We start from the raw sequence: 26,411 nt of genomic DNA, 5'->3' as shown, positions 1-26,411 counted from the left end.
TTTAACTTGTGAAAGGAGACTCATCTAAAAGCAAGCCACATCACGTGGCTAACGATGAGTTGTTACAGGTCACGTAACAAAAAAAAGAACACCTCAACAGCAACTGTTAAGGTGTCCCATATTACGAATTAGTATTTGTTTTGTTGACCAGCAGAGTTTTGAGCTTTTTTAGCTTCAGCCTGTTGGTTTTGTTGTTTTACTTTTTGTACGTCTGTTTGAGAAGCGAATTCAGCTCCGTATTGGCCTTGAGCAGAAGCAGCGTTTTGTTGCTTCACTTTCTCAGCGTTTGTAGCTGATGCTTGTTGTTGGTTGTATTTGTTCTCCATGTTTATCACCTCCACGAAGATTAATTTGTCCCATTTCAGAACAATTATCCGCGTAAAAGAAAAAAAACTTTGGTGAATTAAACTAACAGAGATCTTCCACCATCTACAATAATGGTCTGACCACGAATCATAGATGCTTTTTCGGAAATTAAGAATTCCACCGTATCAACCATATCTTCTATCTCTACCATGCGACCTGCTGGTGTATTTGCTTTTGCGTCATTCAGTAGTTGTTCTCTGTTAGGGAAATGTTTCAATGCATCAGTATCAATCGCACCACCAGATACTGCATTCACTACAATATTTTTAGGAGAAAGTTCTACTGCTAAGTATCTTGTTAGTGCTTCTAATGCAGCTTTTGACACACCAACTGTTGTATAGTTCTCTAATACTCTGATGGAACCGAGTGAACTAATGGAAACGATGGATCCTCCATTCGTTTGTTCCATTAACTTTGCTGCTTCTTGCGCACAGAATAGTAATGCTTTACTGTTGATATTCATGGTCCAATCCCAATGAGATTCTTCTAATTCCATTGCTGGACGTAGAACACCAGATGCAGCATTGTTTATAAATACGTCAAGGCGTCCAAATTCTTCTTGTATTGTTTGAAATAACACTTTAATTTTTTCTATATCTCCAACATTGGCTCTAACAACTAATGCTTTTCTTCCTTTTGCTTCTACCTCTGCTGCTACTTCTAATGCCGACTGCTTACTTCTTGCGTAGTTGATGACTATGTCATACCCTAAATCTGCTAGTCGAAGCGCAATAGCTCTTCCTACTCCTCTACTACTTCCTGTTACTAAAGCTACCTTTTGTGTCATATTATCTCCTCCTATGTATAGCTTCCTTTTGGTAACTAATAATAAGTACAGTTACGCAAAAGGAGATGAATGAAATGTACGTTGGTCGTGATATGACTGAATTGTCCATGTTATCACTAAAAGAATGGAAAGAAGAAGAGCTTGCTTATTTCCATCATTCGTTACAGCAAATTATGCCATATTTGAATCAAGAAGGGCATACCATTCAAAAAGAAATTACAGAAGAAATTATGGACCGTGGTGGTCTGCATCGTAAGGAAGCAGATTGGCAACACGGTACCAGAGTTTCTTATGATTGAATAGACTTTAGAAGACCTTTGGATTTTTAAAAGGTCTTCTTTTTATCTAACTAAGAAGTAATTGCCTAATCTTCTGATGCGGTACTGGGAAAGCGAATTGATTCAGTTCTTCTGTTGTTAACCAGACCATGTTTTCAGGAGTTTTTTGAGTAGCTGTTTTGGCTTTTCTTACTTCTAAGTCCCACTTTAGGTGAGAAAATATGTGATGTACTTCTGTAAAGATATCACTTTCTACTTCTAGTGCTAGTCCGTATTCTCTATCTATTTCTGATTGGATATAGGTCGACCTAGCGTCTGTAGCTTTCAGTTGTTCTATCATAGGGAATTGATACAAACCAGCTAACAAACCAGTTGATGGACGTTTCTCAATTAGATACTTACCATCTTCTCTTTGAATGACGAGAGTCGTATACTTCTTCAGTTTAGTAGAAGACTTTTTAGACTTTACTGGTAGTTCTTCTTGCACACCATTTTCAAATGCCACACATTGTTCTCTAACTGGACATAATAAACACTTTGGTTTAGTTGGTGTACAAATTAACGCTCCTAGTTCCATTAATCCTTGATTGAAGGATGATGGATCTTCATGTGATATAACCTCTCTTATAGCCGCCTCAAATATTTTTCTAGTAGCTGGACGTGCAATATCTTCTGTTATCCAAAGTACTCTGGACATTACTCTCATCACGTTTCCATCCACTGCTGGTTCAGGTATGCCAAAAGCTATGGAAGAGATTGCTCCCGTTGTGTATGGGCCCACACCTTTTAGTTTCTTTATTTTCTCTGGGTCATTAGGAACTTTCCCACCATACACCTCATGAACTTCTTTTACTGCAGATTGAAGATTTCTTGCTCGGGAGTAATATCCTAACCCTTCCCATGCTTTTAACACTTCATCTTCTTCCGCTTCTGCCAGAGCTTTTGGTGTGGGGAACTTTTCTAGAAAATTTAAGTAAAACGGGATAACTGTATCAACTTTTGTTTGTTGCAACATAATTTCTGACACCCATATTCGATATGGATCTTTTGATTCTCGCCAAGGTAATTGTCTTTGCTCGGCTCGGAACCATTCCATTAAGTTATGTTGAAAATCAGATACTGGATAGTTCTCTAGGTGTTGTAAACTTTCTTGAGACAATCGGTGCCCTCCTCAAATGTTTTCTATCATTAAAAACGGGAATACTATTTTTAGACTGCGAGATACAGTAACACACAATGCTATCTGGTTCAATCCACTTCTCCAGTTGTGTAAAAATGGAATGTTTCTTTTCTGTCCTCCACTTCTTTAACATGTGGAAATGGGACGCTGTAGGGAGATTTATTTCTTCAATACATTTGTTATCATCTTCTACATGGATAGAAAGAAGCGTTGCATCATAGGATGGGAGAGTGTGACGCAGTTTGTTTACCCACTCTTGATACTCTGTTTTAGCATAAGGTTTAATATTATAAGAAAAAATCATCGTAGTCGACATAGAATTCAATCCCTTCTACCTTATCATGATACCATGGAAATACAACAACCAAGGGCATAGTAATGTTTTACACTGAAAGAGGTGATGTTTATGGATACAGCAACACATATCACTATGGGAATTGCACTAGGTGGTATTGCTACACTAGATCCTACTGTAGCCACTAGTTCCACCGTTGCAACAGCCGTGATGTTTGGAACGGTTATTGGTTCACAAATACCCGACATTGATACGGTCTTAAAATTAAGAAACAATGCTATTTATATCCGACATCATAGAGGCATTACCCACTCCATTCCAGCAGTTTTGTTGTGGCCAATCGTCCTCTCCGGAATTATTTTCCTTTTCTTTCCTAGCGTACCTTTTTCTACGTTATGGCTTTGGACATTTTTAGCTGTTTTCCTCCATGTATTTGTCGACATTTTTAACGCTTATGGAACACAAGCATTGCGACCATTCTCCAAAAAGTGGGTTGCAATAGGAGTTATTAATACGTTTGATTGGGTTATCTTCTTGACACATCTTGTCGGAATTTTTTTATGGTACTTTGGCGCTGAGCCGGGACCTTTATTTATAGGGATGTACTGTGCACTCGTCTTTTACTATTTAGTTCGATTTGCACAGAAATTAGTCATTCATTATAAAATTAAAAAATTGATTCCAGACGTTACAAATATGATTATCGCTCCAACGATGGGCTTTACATCTTGGAGACTTGCTATCGTTAGTAAACAAAGATTTTACGTTGGACGAGCGGAAAATGGAAAGGTAGAAATCTTGGATGAGTTTTTGCGCAAAAAATTACCAAAATCAGATGTAATTTCTGCTGCAAAGGTAGATCCAAACCTTTCTGCATTCTTATCGTTTTCCCCTCTTTATCGTTGGGTGATTGAAGAATATAATGACCACTACGAAGTAAGGTTTATTGATTTGCGCTACAGAAGTAACGATTACTACCCTTTTGTAGCTGTTGTAAAGTTAGACGAGGAGCTAAATATCTTAAGTTCCTATACCGGATGGATATTTAGTGAGGAGAAGCTGAAGGAAAAACTGAAGTGGACGTAAGAAAACGGAAGGATTGCCTTCCGTTTTTTGTTTTAACTTTAAGTTTTCAGTGCTTAACATCTTCTTCATCATCCAAGAGATGCGCATATTTCTTGTTTACATTCGCTAAGTCATGCAAACGGTGCCCATAGTGTAGCACCCACTGTTCCACTATTCTTTTTGTTTCTTTCTCACCAAGATACTCACGACCGCTTTTGGCATAAGTTGTTTCGAAATCTTCCCACATTAATTCTACCCATGATCTTGCTCTAGCTACTGATAAGGAACCGTTTTGCTTTAACAACATTTTAACCAATTCATCTTGATACTTTTTCAAATTCTATACCTCCCTAATACTGCCTTCATAACAAGTAAGTTTATGCTCATACTATAAAGGTACCTTGCTGAAAAAGCAAAGGGCATGAAGATAAGGGGGAGATTCGATTGCGTAATAAAGCGAAGAATTTTACCAATTTCCAAAACAACAAGTTCGAAGGGGAAGGCCGTGCTAAAGATGAGTTTAACTCAAAACGTGCAGACGGCTCGATTAATACCCACCCGCAAGAACGTATGAAAGCTTCTAATCAACGAGAAGACGACAGTATCCACTCGATGTAACAAGCATTCACACTTTAGGAGGCGGTTCGGATGGGAAAGAAACAAAACGTTTTTGGTAAACAGCATTATGAAAGCAATTTATCGTTAACTCACTTCAACCCTAAGCGACAAAAAAACCAAGTCAACGGGGAGACGCAGCAAACGCAACCTTTGTTGATATTGGAGCAAATGGCAAGGTCAAGAAGAAATTAGTGTAAGAAAAGAGCCTAATGATTGATCATTAGGCTCTTTTTTAGATTTAATCACGTTAATTTTTTGACTCATTTAGCCAGAACGATACCAAGTCGCCGGGAAAGCTAGCTTTCCTTAAAGACTTGGTATCGTTCTGGCTACCTTTCAACAAAGTTGAAAGGCGTGTGAAGTAAAGCTTCACACGAATGAGTCAAAAAATGTTGCAGTCACTAGAGTCTTTAACCATACAAACTTCTACCTCTTCTTCCTCAACAACGCAATTGGAACAGCTTCCTCTTTCCCGTCATCATTCATACGATATCCCCAAGCAAACACACCATTCATATAATCAATACGGAAAAAAGTACCCGGATCACTTTCCAACTCGTAAATCTCTCCAGCGGAATAATCTTTTGGATTTAAAAGATAGCTTTGAGCCATAATAGCTTTACGTTCTAAGACCGCAAATTCATTTACAATCCCTAACTGCTCTGCTTTTCTCGCTTTTTCCTTTAACGTAGCAATTTCTTGACGAAGTTCATGTTCTGTTAATTCACTATAACGTTTTTCCATCTTCTCCAACACCTTCTTTGTCTTCTTACTCAATTGTATACTATACTCATTATAGCTGTACAGAAAGGGGTTTCAAAAAATGAAAAGCGTTCTAATCACAGGAGCTGGTACTGGGCTTGGGGCAAGTTTTGCACAAAAGTTTGCTGAACAAGGTTACCATATCATCCTTATTGGAAGACACGAAAAGACACTTCAAGAAACAAAAAATACTATTGAAAGTAACGGCGGAAAAGCAACAACCGTTCGTTTAGACGTTCGCGATCGGGACCAAGTAGAAAAGAAATTACCAACAATCTTTGAGCACCACACGATACACACTATAGTTCTATCAGCAGGTGTCGGGAATTTTGGTCCTTTTAAACAATTGGATCCTAAAGAATTTAACCGAATGATGGATACAAATATAGGTGGATTAGTCAACATCATTCAAGTTTCCCTTCCCTTTGTAGAAAAACAAGATTCTGCAACCTATTTAGGGATTATTTCAACCGCGGGATTAAGAGGGAAAAAGAATGAAGCAGTTTATTGCGCAAGTAAATTTGCTGCTAGAGGATTAATGGAAAGTCTTGCAGCAGAGTATGAGGATACACCTATCCGATTCGTACGAGCGTACATGGGTGGAATGGATACGCCATTTTGGGAAGAAAGCGATCATATCAAAGACAAGAGCCGACTTCGTCCAGCAGATGTAGTAGCCGATGCTATTTTAGAACAGGTAGACAAAGAAGACCATATAGAAGTGTAAAATAAAGAGGTGCCCGACAAAGGCCCCTCTTTATTCTTCTTCTAAATATCGGTCTATTAAATGTAACGGGAAGCCTTTACGAAACAATGCTTGCTTCAGCTTCATCTTTTTCTCATAGCCTTCGAACTTGTCGTACTTTCTTGCAAACTTTTCCCCTTGCGTTACTAATCTTGCCCACTCTTCCTCTTCTTCCATTCCTTGCTCTTCGAATTCTTCTTTTACTTCACCCAATAAATAAGCTGGATATCCCTTCTTTACAATCGCTTCTTCCACTTTTAGCTGAAGCATTTTAGCGGATTGCGTTCGCTGTTTCTTCGCCACTTTCTCCGCTAACTTTTTAACCTTCTCTATCATTCTTTCTTCACTAAAGTTCAACAACGCTTCTTCGATTTTTGCATCACTGACAGACTTTAGCTTTAACTCCTGCTTTAGGACGTTGGGGCCTTTATCCGTCGTCTCCATCATTGTTCTAACATAAGCGTTCGCAAAAGCTAAATCATCTAAGTACCCGTTCTCCATTAGCTTAGAAAGTATTTGTTGAATCACGTGTTCTTCTACTTCTTGTTCTTTTAAGTACGTAAACACTTCTCCAGTGGAACGCATTCGATAGGATAGAAAATTGATGGCTTTCCCATATGCCTTCTGATCTTCCTCTTGCACTTGAATCTGTTCAATATCTTCTTCTGTTAACTGTTGTCCTTTTACTAAGTTATGTTTAATCAGAACCGCTTCATCTACGCTAAAAGCGTATTTTTCATTTAAGAAGATATTATAACGATCTTTTCTTTTCTCTTGAACGCTAATCTTTGTAATGATTTTCATGGACTCCTCCTTAGTATAAGAACCGCTTTTAAATAGTATTTTTCATACTTTTAACATAACATAAAGTAAGCATAAGTTCTTATTTGAAGGCGAGGGATACGATGAAAATAGCTATTGCAGGTGGAACAGGATTTGTTGGAAAAGGCTTAACTAATTACTTTTTAGAAAACGAACATGAGGTAGTAATTTTAACAAGATCTGAAGAAAAGACATCCTCTCACCCAAGACTTTCTTACGTAACTTGGTTAAAGGAAAGCGCACAGCCTGAACTGGCATTGTCCGGAGTCGATGTTGTCATTAATCTTGCTGGTACGTCGATTAATAGTGGACGTTGGACAGATGAAGTAAAGGAATCTATCCTGAAAAGTAGAGTAAACACAACGAAAGAACTTCTCCGAATAATGAAAGTTATGGAGCCGAAACCAAGTACGTTTATAAATGCTTCAGCGATAGGTATTTACCAAACTAGCGAAGACGCTACCTATCGTGAAGATAGCTTGAATCATGGTGACGACTTTTTGGCAACGACCGTTTCAACATGGGAAAACTTAGCTTCTGAAGCAGAAAGTTTAGGTATTCGAACGGTTTACACGAGGTTTGGTATTATTCTTGGGAAAGATGAAGGTGCCCTACCTGCTATAGCTATGCCATACAAATTGTTTGCAGGTGGCACAGTTGGAACAGGAAGGCAATGGTTATCATGGATTCATTGGAAAGATGTTGTCAGAGCCATAGACCATTGTATGAACAACACTGATATTAAGGGACCTGTAAACTTAGTCTCCCCTCATCCGTTAAGGATGAAGGAATTTGGAAAGACAGTCGCTGATGCGTTAAATAGACCCCACTGGATTCCTGCACCAAGTTTTGCTTTAAAAGCACTTTTAGGCGAAAAAAGCATCTTAGTATTAGAAGGACAACACGTACTTCCAACGGTTTTACAGCATACAAATTTTACTTTTGCCTATCCAACGCTTAAAGATGCATTAGAAGATATCTATGAAGAGTAATTTTTTTGTATTTCGTATGCCACTCCCCCTCAATGGTTAGACTTGTAAAGAATATCATTCAGAGGAGTGGATACTTATGGAAAAACGTTATAAAGAAGAAGGCAAACGCTATTTACGAAAAGCTCAGGAGATCAGCTTTCACCGTGAATTTAAAAAGGCGGATCGCGCTGCATCTGAAGCTTCTCCTAAAAGAGGATAAGATCTTATTAATAACTTGATATCAATCACATAATAAAAGACATATCCATAAGAGATATGTCTTTTATTATCCACAGAACTGTGGATAATCTTAATAACTTTTATACCCTTTGATACATAAAGGATACAAGGTGGTCAGTCCTGTGGATGGTTATCCACTGTTTTATCCACAATACTGTTGATAATGTTAACAACTTTCCCTAATACCATTTTTTTACTTTGAAATAGATTAACATTCCAACAGTTAACGAAATCATGATGACCCACACTAGCGGATAAGCCCACTGTTCATCCAATTCTGGCATATGAGCAAAGTTCATACCATAAATCCCTGCTATAAAAGTGAGTGGAATAAATATAGTGGAAACTATTGTTAGGACTTTCATGATTTCATTCATTTTATTGGAAATGCTTGAATAATAGAGGTCCACTAAACTCGCGACTTGTCCACGGTGAGCCTCATAAGCATCCGCCACCACTACCATATGATCATATATGTCGTTAAAATATTCTCTCATGTTCACTTGAATCATATCGAATTCTTGTTGTAGCAATTTGATCAGCATGTCTTGAACAGGTAACGCTCGTTTCTTAAAGGAGAGAACCGCGTGACGATATTCATAAATGGTTTGAAGGTCATTTTGTCTAGGATGCATGATTAATCTATCTTCTAACTCTTCCATGTCGTCTCCCATTTCTTCGGTTACCTTCATATATTCATCAACAATCACGTCAAGCATGGTATGGAATAATCCATCTGATTGGTCCAGTAGATGATCTTGCCTTTGCTCCTCTGCTTGCGTTATTACTCTTTCATAGAAACTAGAACCGGCTTCTCCAAAAGAGATGATTACTTTATCAAAAATAACTATACTTATTTGCTCTTCTAACACTTCAACCTTTTCCGGATGAAAAGCTAGACGTTTTAAGATAACTAGTAAGTGATTTTCCTTTACCTCTAATTTCGGACGATGATCTACATTTAATATGTCCTCTACTACAAGAGGATGAAGGTTTAATATACCTCCTACTTTTTCTATTGTATTCACATCATGAACACCATCTATATGTATCCAATCGACTGGTGTGTCTTGTAAATGTTTCTCCACTTCCTCTATACGTTCCGCTGTATGAGAGTGGAAATCTCCACCCTCTACTTCAATCATATGTATAGCAGTGGGACCTGAGTGAACAGGTTTAAGAGTCGTATTCTTTTTTCTGGAAGCAATTCTTTTTAACCTTCTCATTTACGTATCCCTCTTTTCTCTTTTACGTTTCCCGAATCAAATTAGTAATAAACTTTCTTGCCATATTAAAGAGGCTGCGACAGAACAAAAAAGGTACATTTCGAGAAAACGAATGTACCTTTTTTGCGTTGTATTGAAGATCATGATACTGCAGAATTAGTGCATTTAAAGAATAATTCTTAGGGATTGGAGCGGAAGGGGGCGACTCCTACGGGATAGGTGGGTTACTGAGACCCCACAGGAGCGTTCTTCAGCGACGAGGAGGCTCAGCAACCCGCCCCGTGGAAAGCGTCCCCCTGCAGCGGAAATCCCAGTGCAGTCACTTTCTGGTTTTGTCCCAGCCTCTTTTATATTATTTACTCTTCTTTAATGTTAAGCGAACGACCGCTTCCACTTGCGCCGTTTGCGGGAACATGTCAACAGGTTGAATGTAATCAATTTCATATAACCTACTTAATTGCTGTACATTCTTTGCTAAAGTGGACGGATTACAAGAAACATAAACAAATGTCTTTGGCTTAACCTTTAAAAGTGTAGATAGGAACTGATCATCACAACCTACTCTTGGAGGGTCAACTACTACTACATCAGGGGAAAATCCTGCTTGTTTCCACTTAGGTAACCAGTTCTCTGCTGTTCCTACTTCATACGTAGCTTTGTCACCATAACCATACTTTTTCGCATTTTGTCTAGCATCTTTAATAGAGGCTTCGATGACATCCATTCCTCTAATTTCTGATGCACCATCTACAAGCCATAAGCCAATTGTTCCAGAACCACAATACGCATCTACAATCTTTTCTTTACCTGTTAATTTAGCAGCTTTTTTTGCTTCATCATAAAGAGTTACAGTCTGTACAGGGTTTAACTGGAAGAAAGCTCGTGCGGACAGTTCGTATGAAAATTCTTTTAGCTCTTCTTGAATTTTTTCTTGTCCTGCAAGTAACGTGGTTTTATCACCAAAAATGATAGGTGTTTTACTTGGTTGAATGTTTAACATGACAGAAACGACCGATGGACATTGTTCTTGCACATCTCTTACCACTTCTTCTAAGTTTGGTAAGTTCGGTGTAGAAGAAACAAAAACAATCTGAGCTTGTCCTGTCTTAAATCCTACTCGGACGACAATAGTTCGAATACCAGCTTTCTTTTTCTTTTCCGAATATATTGGAAGGTTCCACTTTGTTAAGCTTGATTTGGCAGTATTAGTAATAAAATCCGTTGCAGGATGTTGTACAATACATCGATCTATATCAATTAACTTATGAGACTGTTCACTGTATAATCCAGCTTCCACTTTCCCTCGATTATACTGCGTTTGGAATTGGCTTTTGTTTCGATAAGCCCACGGATCATCCATACCTTTTGTAGGTAGGATGGTTAACTGATCAGTAGGTATTGCTTTATAAAAACGTTCAAACGCTTGTTTTACGATGTCTCTCTTTTCTACTAACTGCTGCTCGTACGTTAAGTGTTGCAATTGGCAGCCACCACAAATGTCGTAGACTGGACAAGGGGCAGTTGTACGATGTGGAGAAGCTTTTCTAATTTTCTTTATTTTGGCTTGTGCGAAAGAGTTCTTTACTAAAGTTGCTTCTACCACCACTTCTTCTTCGGGTAATGCACCAGGCACAAACACCACTTGGCGCTTAAAATAACCCACTCCCTCACCGTTAATACCTAATCGTTTAATCGTTAAAGGGAATTGTTGTCCTTCTTTAACAGGATTTTGTTGTTTTACTTGCTTTACGTTTTTATTCATGTCCGTTCACTCTTTTCTTTCTAAACTTCTCCATAGGTATAATGCTACGTAGGATCGATAAGGAGACCAACTTTGGGACTCTTTTTCCATCCATTCTTTAGAAGGTTTATTTTCAAATCCATAAATATGTTTTAGCGCATTTTGAAGCCCAATGTCTCCAACTGGAAAGAGATCTTTTCGACCCAATCCAAACATTAAAAAGCTCTGCGCAGTCCATGGCCCAATTCCTCTAATTCTTGTTAGTTGTTTTTCCACTTCTTGATTTTCAAGCGTATGTAAGTAGGATAAATCTAAAGTGATTTTCTTTTCAAGAACTGCTTTCGCAATGTCGATGATGTACTCCGCTTTTCTCTGACTAAAAGATAGTGTTCTTAATTCTTCAACAGGTATGAGTGCGACATTCTCTGGTGTTGGATAAAACCATACACCGTCAATTTTTTCACCATACTTTTGAACAAAACGAGTGGTAAGCGTAGCAGCAAATTTTGTATTAAGTTGTTGATGGATAATACTCTTCAGTAGACAGCTAAATAAAGACCACTCCAAAATAATTGGCGTACCATTATGTCTCTGAAACAACGATTCGAGAGGCGTAGTAGAAAAATGATTTTCTAATTGATCAAACGTTTGATCAATCCCAAGAATTCTTTTAATCTCCAACAAAACTGCTTCTTTTGTCGTACTATCCTTTCCCTTAATGAGCATATGTACACCTCTAGAAACTCTAGTACATTGCACACTCACAACTTCATATGTATGGTAGATTGGGATATGAATTCGAGCATGTTCTTCATCAATAACGTTCAACGGATCTATTTTTAAACGATGTAACGCTTCTTCAAATAAATACCTTTCATCTACAACCACTAACTGCTCCCACATGTCGATCCTCCAAATTTAGTCGTATCTTTTTATTATATCATGGAAAGATGGGAAAAAGCCTGTCAAATCAATGACAGACTTAAAGGGTTGGAATTCCTGATAAAGTTGCACTTAAGTCCGATAATGACTCGAAGCGATATCCTTGTTTTTTCAAATCTTTAATAACCGCTGGCAATGCTTCGGCATTATCTTTGGAAACAGTATGCAACAACATGATTGCTCCTGGGTGAATTTGCCTCATGATGTTGTCATATGCGTATTGAGATCCTTTTTGTTGATCCGTGTACCAATCCACAAATGCTAAAGACCACATAACATGGATGTAGCCTTCTTCTCTTGCAATGGATAAAGTCCTTGCAGACAGAATTCCTCTTGGTGGTCGCAAATAAACCATTTCTTTTTGCTTGGTTATTCTTGCTGTTTCTTCTTTAACTTTTTTCAGCTCATTTCTAATCTCTTCATCCGTTAAAGACGTCATATCTGGATGACTCCAAGAATGATTTCCAACGATATGTCCTTCGTTCACCATTCTTTTTACTAAATCCGTTGCACTATTTAAGTAGTGACCTGTAACAAAAAAAGTTGCTGGTACGTTTTCTTTTTTAAGAGTATCCAGAATTTGACCGGTAAACCCGTTTTCATACCCATTATCAAAAGTAAGATATAGCACTTTTTCCTTCGTTTCATGACGATAAAAGCTGTCATGATCTTTTAAAAGGTTTGTCAGCACCGCACCAGCATCAGCCGGTTGACCGTTTTGAGATCGGCTAAACCCCCAATTAATTGGTTGATTAGAAATTGCGGAAGCCCCTTGGCTTATTACACTAAATAAAATCATGAAGACGAGTAAACTTCTCCATTTCATAAAAAAACCCCTTATCTCTTACCACTAGTTTGCGTAAGAAATCAGAGGGTACTTATGGAAAATATTACTTATTTGAATACTTTATCTTTAAATTGAGCGAGTTTCTCTAAAGAACTCTTATCTACGTCTTCATGTAAACTGTTCCCATGCGCATCCATCGTAACAACAGCAGTAAAGCCATTGACAGAAAGATGCCACATTGCTTCAGGAATACCGAATTGCATCAGATCAACACCATCAACTGATTCAATACAGTCAGCATAGTATTGTGCAGCCCCACCAATAGCATTTAGGTAAACTCCACCATGTTCTTTAAGCGCAGCGAGTGTTTTGGGTCCCATACCACCTTTTCCAACGACCGCACGAATCCCAAAACGCTTCATGATATCACCTTGATAAGGTTCTTCACGAATAGATGTAGTTGGTCCTGCAGCTTTTACTTCCCAGTTGCCATTCTTGTCCTTTAACATTACAGGGCCACAGTGATAAATTACTTGACCGTTTAGGTCTACAGGTGAATCGTTTTCGGATAAGTACTTGTGAATCGCATCACGTCCAGTAAACATTCTACCGTTAATTTGCACAACATCTCCTACTTTTAACTTGCGGATATCTTCTTCAGAAATGGGTGCTTCTAATGTAATAACATCCGGTGTTTCTTCCTTTGCCGCTGATTCTGTTTCTTTAAAATCAATCAACTCACCATCTTGATACTGCCACTCTGTTATTTCTCCAGTAGCCGCATCAATGTTTACCCCTAAACGACGGTAAGCCCAACAGTTATACGCAACAGATACGTAAAAACTTGCTGGAATGCGGTTCATTACTCCGACTTTACAACCAAGTAACGTCGTTTCACCACCGAAGCCCATTGTCCCAATTCCAAGCTTATTTGCATTGTCCATTACGTACTCTTCCAATTGACGAAGTTCTTCAATAGGATTCGTATCTTCTACTGAACGGAAAAGCTGTTCTTTTGCTAGTTCATATCCGCTTGTACGGTCTCCACCGATTCCCACTCCGATAAACCCAGCGCTACAGCCTTGTCCCTGAGCTTGATAAACAGAGTGCATGACGCATTTACGAATACCATCTAGATCACGTCCTGCTCTTCCAAGACCTTCTAATTCACATGGTAAACTGTATTGAATGTTTTTATTTTCACAGCCGCCACCTTTAAGAATTAGTTTCACATCTACATAATCTTCTTCCCATTGTTCAAACTTCAAAATAGGCGTTCCTCCACCTAAGTTATCTCCGCTATTTTCCCCAGTTAGAGAATCTACAGAGTTAGGACGAAGTTTTCCGTCTTTCGTAGCTTGTTGAACAGCAGCATAAATTGCTTTTTTAAGCGTTAATTGGTTATAGGTAACCGGTGTTTTAATTTTAAATGTTGGCATTCCTGTATCCTGACAAATTGGAGATACCACGTCATCCGCCATTTTTATATTTTTTGTAATAGTTTCTAAACTCATGTGTGAACGAGTACCTGCATTTTCTTGAAGCTTCGCTTGTCGGATTGCTCGACGCACATCCTTTGGAAGCTTTGTAGAAGTCTCTACAATCAAGTCATACATACTTTTCTCTAAAGCCGTTACACTCATGATTCTCCCCCCTAAATCCCCGTTTTGTGAACGATTTCATTATATCATAGATAGGAGTTGTAGACAGGGAATTTGCGTTGTTTCCTTAGGGGAATAAAGGAGACTCATCTAAGTTCCGGCCACATCACGTAGCCAACGATATGTTGTTACTGGTCACGTAACAAAAAAGACTCGAGCCTTCAAAAAAATGGCTGGAGTCTTCTTTATTATTCTTCTTCTGATTTAGAGAATTGTTGACACTTTACTTCAATATCATCAATCATTTCTATTAAACGATCGATATCTTCTAACTCTGCTGTTTCCGGCTCTATAGAATCTAAAACAGTTAAAAACATGTTTAATCTGTTTTTCAGATAATCTACTTGTGAATCTGAATCATGAATCGCTTTGCCCATAGGTAATCCCTCCGGTTAATTTCTTTCTATTAGTATACCCATTTCTTCTTACCCATCCTACCTAATCCAAACATTACTTGCAATGAATTATGCAAAATTTATTGACGTATACATCGTATATACCGATAATGAAGTACGACTATTCCGGCTGTAAAAGGAGTTTTAATATGAAAACAACTAGCGTGCTACCTACACTTTCACCTTCCTATGATCCATGGGAAGCATATATGGATGTGAAAGAACACGGGAAGATGACGTTATCAAATATTGAATTCACCACAACTACTTTATGTAACATGAGATGTGCACATTGTGCAGTTGGCTACACACTTTCACCAAAGGATCCTACTCCATTACCTATGGATTTAATTACAGATAGATTAGATGAAATTCCACACTTACGTACGTTAAGTATTACAGGTGGCGAACCAATGATGTCTAAGAAGTCTATCGAACAAGTAGTGATTCCACTTTTAAAATATGCGAAAAGTCGCGGTGTGCGTACACAAATTAATTCTAACTTAACGTTGGACTATGACCGTTACGAAATGATCATTCCTTATTTGGATGTATTACATATCAGCCATAACTGGGGAACGGTAGACGAGTTTATTGACGTAGGCTTTGCCATGATGGAAAGAAAACCGTCACGAGAGCAACGTAAGAAGTTATTTGATCGCATGATTGAAAATAGTAGAAGACTTTCGGAAGCTGGTGTGCTGGTATCTGCTGAGACTATGTTAAACAAAAACACACTTCCATATTTAGAGAGTATTTACGATCAAATTGTTAACGAGATGAAGTGTAAAAGGGTAGAAATTCACCCTATGTATCCTAGTGACTTTGCTTCGAATTTAGAGGTACTTTCATTAGATGAATTACGCGCAGCAATCTCTTCTATCCTTTCCTTTAGAAATCCAGATGTGTGGACGTTATTTGGGACGCTGCCTTTTTATCACTGTAGTCCAAGCAATGAAGACCAAGAAATACTAAGGCAACTACGAGAGGCAAAAAACGTAACTGTACGTAACGACCCAGATGGCCGTTCTCGACTTAACGTGAACATCTTCACAGGAGATGTCATTGTAACCGACTTTGGTGATACGCCAGCTCTAGGAAACATAGAGCATGATAGCCTTCCTTCTGTGTTTAACAATTGGATGGAAACGAAAATTGCCAAGGAACTAAATTGTCACTGTCCAAGTGTGGCATGCTTGGGACCAAATATTCTAGTGAAGAACGCTTATTATCCAGATGTTGATTTTCAGAAGAGGGTTAGTAAGGTTTAAAAGTAACAGAAGTTATACACCTCAAACAGAAACAAGTGCATCCATTAAAGAATGCACTTGTTTTTATATTTGTAAAATTTGGTATGGTAATTATAGTACTGCAGTCTACTGCTTTTTTTGAAATAAAATCCGGGATTGGAGCGGAAGGGGGCGACTCCTACGGAAAAGGTGGGTAGCTGAGACCCCACAGGAGTTAGGAGCGACAGCGACCACGACGAGGAGGCATGTCTAGCACCAGGTGCGCAGATGCTCGGCAAACTCAGATGGCCCTGTGGTGGCTGAAGAGCTGCCTCCTCGGTTCATCCAAGTTTGCTGCCGCATCTAAACGCGCGCCTTACGCTTTTCGATACAGCTGCCCGCCCCGTGAAAAGCGTCCCCCTGCAGCGGAAATCCCAGTGCAGTCATTTTGTGTGACGTCCCAGCTTCTTTTTTATCTAGGCTTGTCGCTAGTAATAAATCCAAATGACACGTGGTCTTGGATCGGAATCCATGCTCCAATTCCCTGAGATGTTACGTTTTTCACCACGATCATGCGCTTCATTCCTTTAAACACTAGATACACTTCACCGTAGGTTACTTTCCCTTTTTCATTGATTGCCGGTGCATATGCGTAAAGATAACCTAAACGCTTTGGAGCAATGTTGTATACTTGATCTTTTTTTGTGCCAGCACCAATTACTGTCTCAAAAGCTAGTGGCAATCCGCTCTTTTGACCAGCTTTTAAAATCATCATTTTCTTCACATCTTCTGCTCCAGGAACATTAGATGTTAAGCCGCCTTTGATTGTCTTTTGCGTTTCTTGCACATAGTGCATCTGAATATTTGTTTTTCCACCGCGGTTATCTACATAATTGGTGTTCATTTTTTGATACTCCCAATTTGCAGCAGTTTCAGCAGAGTCATAATTTAACGCCCATTCTCCTAAATAAATTGTCGCTCTCATACCAATCGCTGTAGGCGTTTTATTCATAGAAGATTCGTTAAACATTTTTATTAACTGTGGATTCTCAATTGGAACATTAGATGTCTTTAATAATTCTTGCGTTAATTCACTTGGTTGCAAAGTTGGAAGGTCTTCCACCGCATTTGGATAAGTATTCTCTTTTCCAATTGTCAACACAGAAGAAGGAACCTCCATTTTACTCGTTTGCGTTTGACTTTGTTTCTCTGTATCCTTTTGGTCTTTTGCAGCAAGTAAAGGAGTAGATAAAATTAATACGGAGCAAAAGCAAGTTAAAAGAGTACGTTTAATCATGTCGTACCTCCTGAGTTCTTTTTTGGTAGTTTGTTTCAGAAGGTGGTGCATTATGCGAAAGCTAATCTAAAAATATTTATTAAAAAAAGTTTACAAAATATATAGTCAGAATATTTACAAAATAAAAACGATGTTGTATACTTACATTAACCAAACGTTAAACAATCTTACATGTTTTGTCCTCACTCTTTTCATACGCGAAAAGCACTCTGCCCCCTAACAGAGTGCTTTTTGTATTGTATGGAACTTGATATTTTGAACAAAATAATAGAGAGAGAAAGGAGTGTTCATATGACAAAAGAAAAAGTACTTTCCATTATGAAGGAACACCAAGTTGGAACGTTAGCAACCATTAGAGATGGTAAGCCGTATTCTCGCTTCATGTTATTTCAACATGAAGATCTAACGTTGTATACAGCTACGAATCAACATGCACATAAAGCAGACGACTTAGCTCAAACTCCTTATGTACATGTACTATTAGGATTGGATGCTTCTAACTTCCATGAAGATTATGTAGAAATTTCAGCAAAAGCGCATGTTGTAGAAGACAAAGAAAAGAAAAAAGAAATGTGGAGTGAAAAGTGGTCTAAGTGGATTCCAAGCCCTGAGGATGATGACTACGTGTTAGTTGCATTAAAACCAGAGACTATTCTTTATTTCGAAAAAGCTGGAAAAGAACCAGTGGAGATAGATCTATAAAAGAATTAAAAGCTGCTTGGCATTATGCTAAGCAGCTTTCTTATTATACAATTTCAAACGATTCTGTAATGTCAATGGATCCTTCTACAGAGCGAACCATGGAACAATTTTTTCTAGTTACATGCAAAGCTTTTTCAATTTTTGCTTCATTCAGGTCAGTACCACTTATCAAAAATTTCATGTGGACAGAAGCTACTCGGCCAGCTTCCTCGTCGATTCTTTCATGAGTGGTCTCCACTTCAATGTTAGTAACATGAAGACGCATTTTTTCAGCTACTGTTCGAAAAACACCGCCACTACATACAGCAATGGAGCTAATTAATAGTTGGTACGGACGAAACCCAAACTCTTCGTTACCTGAAACATGTAATTCTCCAAAAGGTAATTGCGTTTTAAATCCGCCTTCTTCTTTCATTGTGAATTTCATGTGAATCCCCCTTTTTCTTTTTATTTTAACAGATGGATAAGAATTCTCCTTGTCAAACGACTTATAAGGAATTAGAGTGAAGAGTGGTATTAGACAAGTAAAGGAGATTGTTTATGTCTCAAGCATATCGTTTTTGGATTTTAGTTTCCGCTGTAGCCATTTCTGGTTTTTCTCAGGGAATGTTGCTACCACTCATTAGTATTATCTTTGAACAACAAGGTATGTCATCTACATTAAATGGGTTGCATGCAACCGCCTTATATATCGGGATTATCCTAGTCTCTCCTTTTTTAGAGAAGCCATTGAGACTATACGGTTATAAGCCAATGATTTTGACTGGAGGAGCAATTGTGGTTATTGCATTAGCTCTTTTTCCTTTTTATCAAGCGGTTTGGTTCTGGTTTCTCCTACGATTGATTATCGGGATCGGTGATAACGCGCTTCACTTTGCAACACAAACGTGGATTACCTCTTTCTCTTCTGAATCAGTTAGAGGGAGAAATATTGCTTTATATGGATTATTTTTCAGCTTAGGATTTGCAATTGGTCCCTTTATGACTAAGTTTTTAGACATTGGCCCAGCTTTTCCGTTCATACTATCCTCTTTACTATGTTTAGTGGCTTGGTTCTTGTTATTACTGTTACACAACGAGAAACCTGAAGTCACTAGTTCATCTGGGTCCGTAGATAAAGGATTTCCACGAATTAAGAAACTACTTACGTGGTCTTGGGTAGCCTTTCTCCCACCGTTTGGGTATGGTTTCTTGGAGAGTTCTTTACATGGGGTTTATCCGATTTATGCTTTACGCATTGATCTAAATGTTGAATTAATTGCCATCTTGTTAGCATCTTTCTCAATAGGTGGTATTTTATTTCAACTTCCACTTGGGGTTATTTCAGACAAGATTGGTCGTAGAAGAGTTTTGACTCTGATCTCCTTACTGGGAGGAACAATCTTTTTCATTGGATCATTCTTAGAAGCACAGCCCCATTTATTGGTAGGATCCATTTTTCTTGCTGGAATGATGCTCGGTTCTACTTTTTCCATGGGAATTAGCTATATGACAGATTTAGTGCCAAAGAATTTCCTTCCTCTTGGGAACGTGGTATGTGGCGTAGCGTTTAGTGTGGGAAGCTTAACAGGACCTATCCTAGGAGGTCTGTTTTTAGCAGCTTTTCCGAATGTGAGCTTGTTAGTTTTATTCGCTGTATTATTTTTAATTATTTTTGTCAGTATTATGTTGTTTAAAGAACGAGAGCAAGAGCAAATGAGTGCGGCGGCATGATGTAGAGGCGGCTTGAGCGTTTTGTCACCCTTCTTATTTCGCTCGCACGGCGGCTTCGGCCCTTTGTCGCCTTCCTTTCTCCTCTTGCACGGCGGCTTTGGACCTTTGTCGCCTTTCCTTCTCCTCTCGCACGGCGGCTTCGGCTCTTTGTCGCCTTTCCTTCTCCTCTCGCACGGCGGCTTCGGCTCTTTGTCGCCTTTCTTTCTCCTCTCGCATGGCGGCTTTGGACCTTTGTCGCCTTCAAAATAAAAACGGGGAACACAAATCCAAAGTTTGTGTTCCCCGCCTCTTTATTTAGTGGTATCCGTTCTGACCGTTTGCAGAACTTGATGTTTTGTTGGAAGAAGATTTTTGTTTACTGTTTTGCTTCGTATGACCATGCTTTTGACTGCTTTTGCTTTTTGCCATCCGTTTTCTCCTCCTTTGTCTTACAAGACTAGTATGAGCAAGAAAGAGGGCAATTTTGCGAGGTAAATTTTTACGAAGCTTTACCTAAGCTGTCATCTACATCAAAGAGTACATCTGTTTGATGTGTTTTCCACATGGATTTAGCAAAAAGTGCTACAAATAATACTGTTACAACTGTTGCCCCGATGAAAGATACACTCATTGATAACCCGAAACCAATTGGTGCATTTAAGATATATGTTACACATACCATTGTCATAAACGTTGCTGGTATAGAAGCAATATAGTGGTTCTTCTTTTGAAGTCCTAGGTACATTGCTCCCACCCACAATGCAATCATTGCTGTTGATTGGTTTGCCCATGAGAAGTATCTCCATAATAAGTTAAAATCCATCTGTGTTAAGACAATAGAAATAACAAACAATGGTACAGCGATCATTAAACGTTTAGAAATTTGTATTTGTTTCACATTAATATAATCAGCTACGATCATACGTGCACTTCTAAACGCTGTATCTCCAGACGTAATTGGTAATACTATTACTCCAAGGATTGCAAGCGTTCCACCAATGGAACCAAGCATCAATATGGAAACCTCACTTACTACTGCAGCCGGTCCACCAGATGCTAAAAGTGCACTTAGTTCTCCAGGTTGGAAAATGCTCATAGCTGCAGCTGCCCAAATCATTGCGATGACCGCTTCTGTAATCATCATTCCGTAAAATATTTTACGTCCGTTTTTCTCATTTTGCGTCGTTCTCGAAATGATAGGTGATTGCGTTGCATGGAATCCTGAAAGTGCTCCACAAGAGATTGTTAAGAATAATAATGGGAAAATTGCGATATTATCTGGGTGCATATTCTGAAGCGTCATCTCTGGGATAGGTGCACCAGTTACAACTAATCCTACGCCAACACCTACTGCTGATATTACAAGCAATGCTCCAAAGAAAGGATAAAAACGTCCAATAATTTTATCAATTGGTAAGATAGTCGCTACAAAATAGTAGACAAAGATCAGCGCTATAATAACTCCAATGGAAATCCAAGCAGGTGTTAAGTTTGCAAGTAACGCTGCAGGTGCTGTAACGAATACAGTAGCAACAAGCACGAGTAATAGTAACGAGAATGCATTCACTACATGGCGTACACCTTTACCTAAAAACTTTCCTGCAAGATCAGGTAAATGAGCTCCCTTATTACGAATGGAAATCATTCCTGTTAAATAGTCATGAACTGCTCCTGCAAAAATAGCTCCAAAAACAATCCACAAAAACGCTACAGGACCGTATAACGCTCCCATGATCGGTCCGAAGATTGGTCCAACTCCAGCAATGTTTAGTAGCTGAATTAGTGAGTTCTTCTTCGTCCCCATCGGAACATAATCAACACCATCTTTCATAGTGTAAGCTGGTGTGTTTCTTTCTTCTTTTATACCAAAAATTTTCTCCACATACTTCCCATATGTGAAGTAACCAATAATTAAAAGTACAATTGCTAATAAGAAGGTAATCATAAGGCGCTTCCCCTTTCACCGTTCATTTATTGAATACGCTTACATTATAACAATGAAAACGGATACATTTGGCGATTTAAGGCTAACAAGCACTATTTATTGTGTAACAAGCACTATTTATAGTTCAATTGCATTTTTTAAATTTTTTACGTATGTCCTACTAACAGGTATAACATCTTCACTGGTGGATAGTGTCAACTCATATACACTATTTCCCCATGCTGTTAATGAACGAACAAAAGTAGTGTTCACAAGAAAGCTTTTATGAACTCGAAGAAAGGGGTACTGACATAACTTATCCTCTAATTCTTTGAGCGTTAAAGTAGAAGTATACGTTTCTCCCTTAGAAATCACTAAGGTGTACCTGTCTTCTCTCTTAATATAATCTACGGTATTAGGGTCCAAAAAGTATGTCTTATCTTCTCCTTGCACTGCTAACTTCCCTTGAACAGGTTTCGAAAAGTCAGAGGAACCTTTTAACCTTTTCTGTAATCTAAAGATTGATTCTTCTACCGTTTCTTCACTAAACGGTTTTACTATATAATCGAGTGCTTCTAAGCGAAATGCTTTTGGTGCTAGATCTGCATGAGCCGTGACAAATATTATAAAAGGCTCTTTAGGCATACCTTTTAGTTGTTCCGCAAACTCCAGACCACTAATTCCAGGCATATCGATATCTAGAAAAATGGCATCAGGATTTGTTTTTAACACGAGTATAGCTGCTTCATGCGCTGAACTTGCCTCGCCTACTATTTCCACACCTTCTAAGTTTGATAGAACGAAACACATTTCATCTCTGCTCCATTTTTCATCATCTACAACCACAACTTTCATTAGACTTCACTCCTTTCTTCTCTTGGAACAATCATCGTCACAGTTGTTCCTTCTTGTGGAACAGAATTAATTTCTAATGAACCTCCAAGTAAACCTTTTACTCTTTGCTTAACATTCCATACTCCTATTCCCGTTCCTATTTCGGAAGAAACTCGTTCATTTCCTAATACCTGCAACCGACTACTCTCAATACCACTTCCATTATCACGGATGCTAATTCTTACCCAGCCATCCTTAGTACCTCCCACAGCAATACTGACTTTCCCGTCAATACTCTTATCTCTCATTCCATGCTTAATAGCATTTTCTACTAACGGTTGAATAGATAATGTTGGTACTTTGGTATATTTGCAGGATTCATCTAATTCTATTGTTACTTGTAATCTGTCATGAAACCTCGCTTCCTCTATCCTTAAATACGCCTCCACGTGTCTTAACTCATCTTCAATAGTAGTCAGACTAACATGTGTGGCATTTAAGTTTCCTCGTAAGTACGTAGATAAAGCTAGCAGTACTTTTCTAGCTTCAAGAGGTTCTACCCTTATTAAAGAGTGAATGACATTCAAAGCATTAAATAAAAAGTGTGGACTAACTTGTGCCTGCAATGCTTTTAATTCTGCTTGCTGTGCAAGGTTCTCTAATTGGTCAATTTGAGCTAATTCTAGCTGTGTACTAAGGATGGATCCTAGCCCTTCTACTAGCTCTCTCATTACTAGAGTCGGTTCTGTCTTGGTGGCAAAATAGAATTTCAACGTACCTACTACTTCATCTTGTTGTATTAAAGGAGCGATGATAGCTGTATGGAGTGGACAGTTTCTGTCATGGCAATGGATATCCTCCTCGTACACAACAACTGTTTTACGAAGCTCCATCGCTCTTTTCGTAGCTTCTGTTTGGATAGGACCACCACTTACATGATGTTCGGAAGCTAGACCGACATGTGCGAGAATCTCTTCTTTGTTGGTCATAGCCACTGCGTCGACACCAATTTTTTCTTGTAAAACAATACACGTTTCTTTAGCCGAGGTAGCATTTAATCCTTGTCGCATAAATTTTACTGTACTATCAGCAACACTTAATGCTTTTTGTGATTCCGATGCTTTGACCTTTTCTTCCCCACGAATGACATTCTGAATAACCAACATAAAGATTGCTGCACCTATACCATTTGCAACAATCATTGGTACTCCTATTTGTGAAACCAGCGCATACGACTGTCCAAATGGTTTTGCAACGAGTAGAATAATCATCATTTGAACGGCTTCTGCTAACATCCCCACTAAAAAGGCAACCTTAGGTGGAACAACAATCTGCTGTCGATAATAACGATGAATAAGCCCTGCCATCACCCCAGCCACTACAGTAGATATACCGCATGCTATACCGGTAAATCCTCCTAATGTAAATCGATGAACGCCAGCTACTACCCCTGCTCCAAAACCAAGCTTCCATCCACCTAATAGTCCTGCAACGACGACTCCAATTACTCTCGAATTTGCTATCGCTTCTTCTGACGCCAAATTTACTAGCCATCTATTATAATCACCATCTAATGTGTTTACAGCTACTCCGGTGTAGGTTCCAATGATCCCAAACACACCAAAAATGAAAGCAAAGATCAGACGTTTTGAAACACCTAACTGCTCCTTCTCTTCAATAAGCTTTCGAAAAAAAGGGATTCTTGTTACTAAAAAGGCAATTGTTACAATGATCCCTAGACGCTCTAACATCGCCACCAACAACATATTTTCTCACATCTCTTTCTTTACTTAAATCATAATGTCTAGCTCCAGGTGCGCAGATGCTCGGCAAACTCAGATGGCCCTGTGGTGGCTGAATTGTGGGACCTTCTGCTAAATACCGGTGACATCACGTCACCAACGCAGAAGACAGTACCTCACGTACAAGCCCTCGGTCCATCCAAGTATACTGCCGCATCTAAACGCGCGCCTTACGCTTTTCTTAAAAAAAGAAAAGCCCTCTTTTAATAGAGAGCTACATCTCATGGTTTAATTTAGCTAAAACTGCATTAATACAACCGCCGATCATAATGATTGCACCAGTTAGATAAAACCAAATCATTAAAACAATAATTCCACCGATACTGCCATAAGTTGCACTATAACTACCAAAGTTGCTTACGTAATAAGAAAAACCGAGGGAAACTATTGCCCAACCTAGTGTAGTAAAAAGTGCCCCTGGAAATAACGTTTTTCCTTTCATATGAACGGATGGGGCTAAATAATAAAGTGCTGTAAAAACAAAAAATAAGATGACTACACTAATTACCCATCTAAGTTGATTCCACATAAATAAAAATTCTTCTGATAAACCAAAGCCGTTAAATAAAAAGAATCCTATTTGTCGCCCAAAAACCGGTAAAACTAACGCTACTATAATAACTAATAACATTAAAATTGTTAATGCCAAAGAGATAAATCGAGCAAGAAATAGATTACGCGTTTCTTTTACTTCATATGCTTTATTCAATAACTTTACAAGCGCATTCATCCCATTAGATGCTGTCCATATCGTCGCAATAATCCCAAAAGATAATAATCCACCAGTGGTATTATCTAATACATCATCTAAAGTATCTCTAATGACATCCATTGCATCAATTGGTGCAAATTCAGCAATAAAAAGTAAAACTTGGTCACTTGAAATAGGGAAATATGTTAATAAGGTAAAGAGAAAAATCAGCATCGGAAACAAAGACAACAAAAAGAAATAGGCTAGCTGTGCAGCCATCCCAAACACATCATCAACGGTTATCTTATGTAGTAGTAACTTTAGAAAGTTCATTATCGCTCACTTTTTTTGGCATGATTTACTGTATCTTTTACCGCAGTTACCGTGTCTTGTACCAATCCTGTAACTTGCGGTGTAAGTTTCTTTAATTCATTCACACGATTAATGACATAATCCACATCTTGCTTCAGAGCAGTAGCAGTAACTTTCCACTCTTCCGTTTTTAAGGATACTTGATGATACGTTTCTTTTGGGTGCTGGACTGTATGCTTAACGGTATTTCCTGTTTTTTTCATACACGTTTCAAAAGATTCTCTTGTTTGTTTATCTAACAAAGATAATGTTCCTCCAACGACTGCTCCAATTAAAACACCAGTTATCATTCTCATACTGATCCCTCCTATACTATATTCTACCCAAAGTATTCATTATTTCCTACTTGTTATTCTTCTCATTTCACGCTACCCTTATAGAATCAGTTGTATAAAGGGGTGTCCCAAATGGATTTAACCGTTAAATCTACAGAAAATATTGAGTATATGGTGACAAAAATTACGGAGAAACTTCGCATGGTGAACGTTGGTGCAATTAAACCTGGTTCCTTTAATGAAGAAATGTATGAAGACTTGCACTATCTTTATACCCTTGTTATGAAAAAAGAACACTTTAGCCCAAGTGAAATGCAGGCAATTGCGCAGGAACTGGGGACATTAAGAAAAGCGTAAGGCGCGCGGTTAGATGCGGCAGCAAACTTGGATGGACCGAGGGCTTGTACGTGAGGTACTGTCTTCTGCGTTGGTGACGTGATGTCACCGGTATTTAGCAGAAGGTCCCACAATTCAGCCACCACAGGGCCATCTGAGTTTGCCGAGCATCTGCGCACCTGGAGCTAGACATTAAGAAAAGCGTAAAAGATTGATATGGATACTCGGTTAAGTTCGGACCACTTCACGTGGTCCTTCCTGAGTTGTTACCAGTCACGTAACAAAAGCTCTAGGTGCGCAGTTACGCACCTAGAGCTAGACATTAAGTAACTCTAGAGAGAATGACTAAAAAAGTTAGGACAACACAAAAAAGGCA

31 protein-coding genes are annotated in these 26,411 nt (G+C 38.6%); 11 read left to right on the top strand and 20 right to left on the bottom strand.

Translation table 11 applies throughout. The features are described from left to right. Positions 1-128: 128 nt before the first annotated feature. Positions 129-326, bottom strand: coding sequence for a gamma-type small acid-soluble spore protein (locus tag G8O30_RS01750; protein WP_239673302.1), 198 nt, complete (start codon positions 324-326; stop codon positions 129-131). Positions 327-403: 77 nt separating this feature from the next. Then, positions 404-1,153 carry an enoyl-[acyl-carrier-protein] reductase FabL gene (gene fabL, locus G8O30_RS01745; protein ID WP_239673301.1) on the bottom strand — a complete coding sequence of 250 codons (750 nt, stop codon included), beginning with the start codon at positions 1,151-1,153 and terminating at the stop codon, positions 404-406. A gap of 74 nt (positions 1,154-1,227) precedes the next feature. Between fabL and G8O30_RS01740 the strand changes: the two genes are divergently transcribed. Next, the gene (locus G8O30_RS01740) at positions 1,228-1,452 is read left to right on the top strand and encodes a hypothetical protein (RefSeq protein ID WP_239673300.1); all 225 of its coding nucleotides are present in this window, start codon (positions 1,228-1,230) and stop codon (positions 1,450-1,452) included. Positions 1,453-1,498: 46 nt separating this feature from the next. Here G8O30_RS01740 and mutY read toward each other — a convergent pair whose 3' ends face one another. Both mutY and G8O30_RS01730 read right to left on the bottom strand, forming a co-directional pair. Further along, a complete protein-coding gene (gene mutY, locus G8O30_RS01735; RefSeq protein ID WP_239673299.1) occupies positions 1,499-2,590 on the bottom strand; it encodes an A/G-specific adenine glycosylase in 1,092 nt (363 codons plus the stop codon). Continuing rightward, positions 2,544-2,927, bottom strand: a complete 384-nt coding sequence (locus G8O30_RS01730) for a hypothetical protein (protein WP_239673298.1) — start codon at positions 2,925-2,927, stop codon at positions 2,544-2,546. The genes mutY and G8O30_RS01730 overlap by 47 nt, the downstream gene beginning before the upstream one ends. A 90-nt stretch (positions 2,928-3,017) precedes the next feature. Between G8O30_RS01730 and G8O30_RS01725 the strand changes: the two genes are divergently transcribed. Beyond that, positions 3,018-3,992: a metal-dependent hydrolase gene (locus G8O30_RS01725; RefSeq protein ID WP_239673297.1), complete on the top strand. Its 975-nt coding sequence runs from the start codon at positions 3,018-3,020 to the stop codon at positions 3,990-3,992. 46 nt (positions 3,993-4,038) lie between these two features. On the opposite strand, the gene G8O30_RS01720 is transcribed toward G8O30_RS01725, so the two are convergent. Then, complete coding sequence (locus G8O30_RS01720) at positions 4,039-4,308, bottom strand: YfhJ family protein (protein ID WP_239673296.1); 270 nt, start codon at positions 4,306-4,308, stop codon at positions 4,039-4,041. Between the two features lie 107 nt (positions 4,309-4,415). Between G8O30_RS01720 and G8O30_RS01715 the strand changes: the two genes are divergently transcribed. Together G8O30_RS01715 and G8O30_RS01710 are read left to right on the top strand one after the other, a co-directional pair. Continuing rightward, entirely contained in the window at positions 4,416-4,589 is a 174-nt protein-coding gene (locus G8O30_RS01715; protein WP_239673295.1) for a small, acid-soluble spore protein K, read from the top strand. Between the two features lie 30 nt (positions 4,590-4,619). After that, positions 4,620-4,781 carry a YpzG family protein gene (locus tag G8O30_RS01710; RefSeq protein ID WP_239673294.1) on the top strand — a complete coding sequence of 54 codons (162 nt, stop codon included), beginning with the start codon at positions 4,620-4,622 and terminating at the stop codon, positions 4,779-4,781. Between the two features lie 234 nt (positions 4,782-5,015). Here the strand turns inward: G8O30_RS01710 and G8O30_RS01705 are convergent, their stop codons facing one another. After that, entirely contained in the window at positions 5,016-5,333 is a 318-nt protein-coding gene (locus G8O30_RS01705; protein ID WP_239673293.1) for a YfhH family protein, read from the bottom strand. A gap of 79 nt (positions 5,334-5,412) precedes the next feature. Here G8O30_RS01705 and G8O30_RS01700 point away from each other — a divergent pair, with 79 nt between their 5' ends. Next, positions 5,413-6,078, top strand: a complete 666-nt coding sequence (locus G8O30_RS01700; RefSeq protein WP_239673292.1) for an SDR family NAD(P)-dependent oxidoreductase — start codon at positions 5,413-5,415, stop codon at positions 6,076-6,078. Between the two features lie 30 nt (positions 6,079-6,108). Here G8O30_RS01700 and recX read toward each other — a convergent pair whose 3' ends face one another. Next, positions 6,109-6,900: a recombination regulator RecX gene (gene recX, locus G8O30_RS01695; protein WP_239673291.1), complete on the bottom strand. Its 792-nt coding sequence runs from the start codon at positions 6,898-6,900 to the stop codon at positions 6,109-6,111. Between the two features lie 101 nt (positions 6,901-7,001). Between recX and G8O30_RS01690 the strand changes: the two genes are divergently transcribed. Then, a complete protein-coding gene (locus tag G8O30_RS01690; protein ID WP_239673290.1) occupies positions 7,002-7,910 on the top strand; it encodes a TIGR01777 family oxidoreductase in 909 nt (302 codons plus the stop codon). A gap of 76 nt (positions 7,911-7,986) precedes the next feature. Continuing rightward, positions 7,987-8,109, top strand: coding sequence for a YfhE family protein (locus G8O30_RS01685; RefSeq protein WP_239673289.1), 123 nt, complete (start codon positions 7,987-7,989; stop codon positions 8,107-8,109). A 199-nt stretch (positions 8,110-8,308) separates the two neighbouring features. Here G8O30_RS01685 and corA read toward each other — a convergent pair whose 3' ends face one another. The 6 genes from corA to G8O30_RS01655 form a co-directional block, all read right to left on the bottom strand. Beyond that, positions 8,309-9,355 carry a magnesium/cobalt transporter CorA gene (gene corA, locus G8O30_RS01680; protein ID WP_239673288.1) on the bottom strand — a complete coding sequence of 349 codons (1,047 nt, stop codon included), beginning with the start codon at positions 9,353-9,355 and terminating at the stop codon, positions 8,309-8,311. Positions 9,356-9,707: 352 nt separating this feature from the next. Beyond that, the gene (gene rlmD, locus G8O30_RS01675; RefSeq protein ID WP_239673287.1) at positions 9,708-11,117 is read right to left on the bottom strand and encodes a 23S rRNA (uracil(1939)-C(5))-methyltransferase RlmD; all 1,410 of its coding nucleotides are present in this window, start codon (positions 11,115-11,117) and stop codon (positions 9,708-9,710) included. A gap of 6 nt (positions 11,118-11,123) precedes the next feature. Continuing rightward, positions 11,124-11,999, bottom strand: a complete 876-nt coding sequence (locus tag G8O30_RS01670; protein ID WP_239673286.1) for a DNA-3-methyladenine glycosylase family protein — start codon at positions 11,997-11,999, stop codon at positions 11,124-11,126. A 79-nt stretch (positions 12,000-12,078) separates the two neighbouring features. Then, entirely contained in the window at positions 12,079-12,864 is a 786-nt protein-coding gene (gene pdaA, locus G8O30_RS01665; RefSeq protein WP_239673285.1) for a delta-lactam-biosynthetic de-N-acetylase, read from the bottom strand. A gap of 68 nt (positions 12,865-12,932) precedes the next feature. Further along, complete coding sequence (locus G8O30_RS01660) at positions 12,933-14,468, bottom strand: fumarate hydratase (protein ID WP_239673284.1); 1,536 nt, start codon at positions 14,466-14,468, stop codon at positions 12,933-12,935. Between the two features lie 206 nt (positions 14,469-14,674). Continuing rightward, positions 14,675-14,863: an SE1561 family protein gene (locus tag G8O30_RS01655; protein ID WP_239673283.1), complete on the bottom strand. Its 189-nt coding sequence runs from the start codon at positions 14,861-14,863 to the stop codon at positions 14,675-14,677. 167 nt (positions 14,864-15,030) lie between these two features. Between G8O30_RS01655 and yfkAB the strand changes: the two genes are divergently transcribed. Next, entirely contained in the window at positions 15,031-16,152 is a 1,122-nt protein-coding gene (gene yfkAB / locus G8O30_RS01650) for a radical SAM/CxCxxxxC motif protein YfkAB (RefSeq protein ID WP_239673282.1), read from the top strand. A 430-nt stretch (positions 16,153-16,582) separates the two neighbouring features. Here the strand turns inward: yfkAB and G8O30_RS01645 are convergent, their stop codons facing one another. Further along, positions 16,583-17,407 carry a YfkD famly protein gene (locus G8O30_RS01645; protein ID WP_239673281.1) on the bottom strand — a complete coding sequence of 275 codons (825 nt, stop codon included), beginning with the start codon at positions 17,405-17,407 and terminating at the stop codon, positions 16,583-16,585. A gap of 291 nt (positions 17,408-17,698) precedes the next feature. Between G8O30_RS01645 and G8O30_RS01640 the strand changes: the two genes are divergently transcribed. Then, a complete protein-coding gene (locus tag G8O30_RS01640) occupies positions 17,699-18,109 on the top strand; it encodes a pyridoxamine 5'-phosphate oxidase family protein (RefSeq protein WP_239673280.1) in 411 nt (136 codons plus the stop codon). A 43-nt stretch (positions 18,110-18,152) separates the two neighbouring features. Here the strand turns inward: G8O30_RS01640 and G8O30_RS01635 are convergent, their stop codons facing one another. Continuing rightward, a complete protein-coding gene (locus G8O30_RS01635) occupies positions 18,153-18,536 on the bottom strand; it encodes an OsmC family protein (protein ID WP_239673279.1) in 384 nt (127 codons plus the stop codon). Positions 18,537-18,649: 113 nt separating this feature from the next. On the opposite strand from G8O30_RS01635, the gene G8O30_RS01630 reads away from it, so the two are divergent. After that, complete coding sequence (locus tag G8O30_RS01630) at positions 18,650-19,822, top strand: MFS transporter (protein ID WP_239673278.1); 1,173 nt, start codon at positions 18,650-18,652, stop codon at positions 19,820-19,822. A gap of 478 nt (positions 19,823-20,300) precedes the next feature. On the opposite strand, the gene G8O30_RS01625 is transcribed toward G8O30_RS01630, so the two are convergent. The 5 genes from G8O30_RS01625 to G8O30_RS01605 all read right to left on the bottom strand — a co-directional run bounded on the left by G8O30_RS01625 (position 20,301) and on the right by G8O30_RS01605 (position 25,720). Next, positions 20,301-21,746, bottom strand: a complete 1,446-nt coding sequence (locus tag G8O30_RS01625) for a carbon starvation CstA family protein (RefSeq protein WP_239673277.1) — start codon at positions 21,744-21,746, stop codon at positions 20,301-20,303. 117 nt (positions 21,747-21,863) lie between these two features. Continuing rightward, positions 21,864-22,580 carry a LytR/AlgR family response regulator transcription factor gene (locus tag G8O30_RS01620; RefSeq protein ID WP_239673276.1) on the bottom strand — a complete coding sequence of 239 codons (717 nt, stop codon included), beginning with the start codon at positions 22,578-22,580 and terminating at the stop codon, positions 21,864-21,866. Further along, positions 22,580-24,310 carry a sensor histidine kinase gene (locus G8O30_RS01615; protein WP_239673275.1) on the bottom strand — a complete coding sequence of 577 codons (1,731 nt, stop codon included), beginning with the start codon at positions 24,308-24,310 and terminating at the stop codon, positions 22,580-22,582. Before G8O30_RS01615 ends, G8O30_RS01620 begins: the two co-directional genes overlap by 1 nt. Before the next feature lie 265 nt (positions 24,311-24,575). Then, a complete protein-coding gene (locus tag G8O30_RS01610) occupies positions 24,576-25,385 on the bottom strand; it encodes a YihY/virulence factor BrkB family protein (RefSeq protein WP_239673274.1) in 810 nt (269 codons plus the stop codon). Next, positions 25,385-25,720, bottom strand: a complete 336-nt coding sequence (locus G8O30_RS01605) for a YtxH domain-containing protein (protein ID WP_239673273.1) — start codon at positions 25,718-25,720, stop codon at positions 25,385-25,387. Before G8O30_RS01605 ends, G8O30_RS01610 begins: the two co-directional genes overlap by 1 nt. 111 nt (positions 25,721-25,831) lie before the next feature. Between G8O30_RS01605 and G8O30_RS01600 the strand changes: the two genes are divergently transcribed. Next, positions 25,832-26,056, top strand: a complete 225-nt coding sequence (locus G8O30_RS01600; RefSeq protein WP_239673272.1) for a DUF1128 domain-containing protein — start codon at positions 25,832-25,834, stop codon at positions 26,054-26,056. The last annotated feature ends 355 nt before the right edge of the window (positions 26,057-26,411 follow it).

This window comes from Mangrovibacillus cuniculi (genome assembly GCF_015482585.1).
In the GTDB taxonomy this organism is placed as follows: Bacteria; Bacillota; Bacilli; order Bacillales; family R1DC41; genus Mangrovibacillus; species Mangrovibacillus cuniculi.
Note: the sequence above shows the minus strand (reverse complement) of the source record. Positions and strands in the feature narration are given on the sequence as shown.

Excerpts from the sequence above, each read along its gene's own strand:
- G8O30_RS01750 (WP_239673302.1), bottom strand. The coding sequence starts at position 326 with ATGGAGAACAAATACAACCAACAACAAGCATCAGCTACAAACGCTGAG.
- fabL (WP_239673301.1), bottom strand. The coding sequence starts at position 1,153 with ATGACACAAAAGGTAGCTTTAGTAACAGGAAGTAGTAGAGGAGTAGGA.
- G8O30_RS01740 (WP_239673300.1), top strand. The coding sequence starts at position 1,228 with ATGTACGTTGGTCGTGATATGACTGAATTGTCCATGTTATCACTAAAA.
- G8O30_RS01730 (WP_239673298.1), bottom strand. The coding sequence starts at position 2,927 with ATGTCGACTACGATGATTTTTTCTTATAATATTAAACCTTATGCTAAA.
- G8O30_RS01725 (WP_239673297.1), top strand. The coding sequence starts at position 3,018 with ATGGATACAGCAACACATATCACTATGGGAATTGCACTAGGTGGTATT.
- G8O30_RS01710 (WP_239673294.1), top strand. The coding sequence starts at position 4,620 with ATGGGAAAGAAACAAAACGTTTTTGGTAAACAGCATTATGAAAGCAAT.
- G8O30_RS01705 (WP_239673293.1), bottom strand. The coding sequence starts at position 5,333 with ATGGAAAAACGTTATAGTGAATTAACAGAACATGAACTTCGTCAAGAA.
- G8O30_RS01700 (WP_239673292.1), top strand. The coding sequence starts at position 5,413 with ATGAAAAGCGTTCTAATCACAGGAGCTGGTACTGGGCTTGGGGCAAGT.
- recX (WP_239673291.1), bottom strand. The coding sequence starts at position 6,900 with ATGAAAATCATTACAAAGATTAGCGTTCAAGAGAAAAGAAAAGATCGT.
- G8O30_RS01690 (WP_239673290.1), top strand. The coding sequence starts at position 7,002 with ATGAAAATAGCTATTGCAGGTGGAACAGGATTTGTTGGAAAAGGCTTA.
- G8O30_RS01685 (WP_239673289.1), top strand. The coding sequence starts at position 7,987 with ATGGAAAAACGTTATAAAGAAGAAGGCAAACGCTATTTACGAAAAGCT.
- corA (WP_239673288.1), bottom strand. The coding sequence starts at position 9,355 with ATGAGAAGGTTAAAAAGAATTGCTTCCAGAAAAAAGAATACGACTCTT.
- rlmD (WP_239673287.1), bottom strand. The coding sequence starts at position 11,117 with ATGAATAAAAACGTAAAGCAAGTAAAACAACAAAATCCTGTTAAAGAA.
- G8O30_RS01670 (WP_239673286.1), bottom strand. The coding sequence starts at position 11,999 with ATGTGGGAGCAGTTAGTGGTTGTAGATGAAAGGTATTTATTTGAAGAA.
- pdaA (WP_239673285.1), bottom strand. The coding sequence starts at position 12,864 with ATGAAATGGAGAAGTTTACTCGTCTTCATGATTTTATTTAGTGTAATA.
- G8O30_RS01660 (WP_239673284.1), bottom strand. The coding sequence starts at position 14,468 with ATGAGTGTAACGGCTTTAGAGAAAAGTATGTATGACTTGATTGTAGAG.
- G8O30_RS01655 (WP_239673283.1), bottom strand. The coding sequence starts at position 14,863 with ATGGGCAAAGCGATTCATGATTCAGATTCACAAGTAGATTATCTGAAA.
- yfkAB (WP_239673282.1), top strand. The coding sequence starts at position 15,031 with ATGAAAACAACTAGCGTGCTACCTACACTTTCACCTTCCTATGATCCA.
- G8O30_RS01645 (WP_239673281.1), bottom strand. The coding sequence starts at position 17,407 with ATGATTAAACGTACTCTTTTAACTTGCTTTTGCTCCGTATTAATTTTA.
- G8O30_RS01640 (WP_239673280.1), top strand. The coding sequence starts at position 17,699 with ATGACAAAAGAAAAAGTACTTTCCATTATGAAGGAACACCAAGTTGGA.
- G8O30_RS01635 (WP_239673279.1), bottom strand. The coding sequence starts at position 18,536 with ATGAAATTCACAATGAAAGAAGAAGGCGGATTTAAAACGCAATTACCT.
- G8O30_RS01630 (WP_239673278.1), top strand. The coding sequence starts at position 18,650 with ATGTCTCAAGCATATCGTTTTTGGATTTTAGTTTCCGCTGTAGCCATT.
- G8O30_RS01625 (WP_239673277.1), bottom strand. The coding sequence starts at position 21,746 with ATGATTACCTTCTTATTAGCAATTGTACTTTTAATTATTGGTTACTTC.
- G8O30_RS01620 (WP_239673276.1), bottom strand. The coding sequence starts at position 22,580 with ATGAAAGTTGTGGTTGTAGATGATGAAAAATGGAGCAGAGATGAAATG.
- G8O30_RS01615 (WP_239673275.1), bottom strand. The coding sequence starts at position 24,310 with ATGTTAGAGCGTCTAGGGATCATTGTAACAATTGCCTTTTTAGTAACA.
- G8O30_RS01610 (WP_239673274.1), bottom strand. The coding sequence starts at position 25,385 with ATGAACTTTCTAAAGTTACTACTACATAAGATAACCGTTGATGATGTG.
- G8O30_RS01605 (WP_239673273.1), bottom strand. The coding sequence starts at position 25,720 with ATGAGAATGATAACTGGTGTTTTAATTGGAGCAGTCGTTGGAGGAACA.
- G8O30_RS01600 (WP_239673272.1), top strand. The coding sequence starts at position 25,832 with ATGGATTTAACCGTTAAATCTACAGAAAATATTGAGTATATGGTGACA.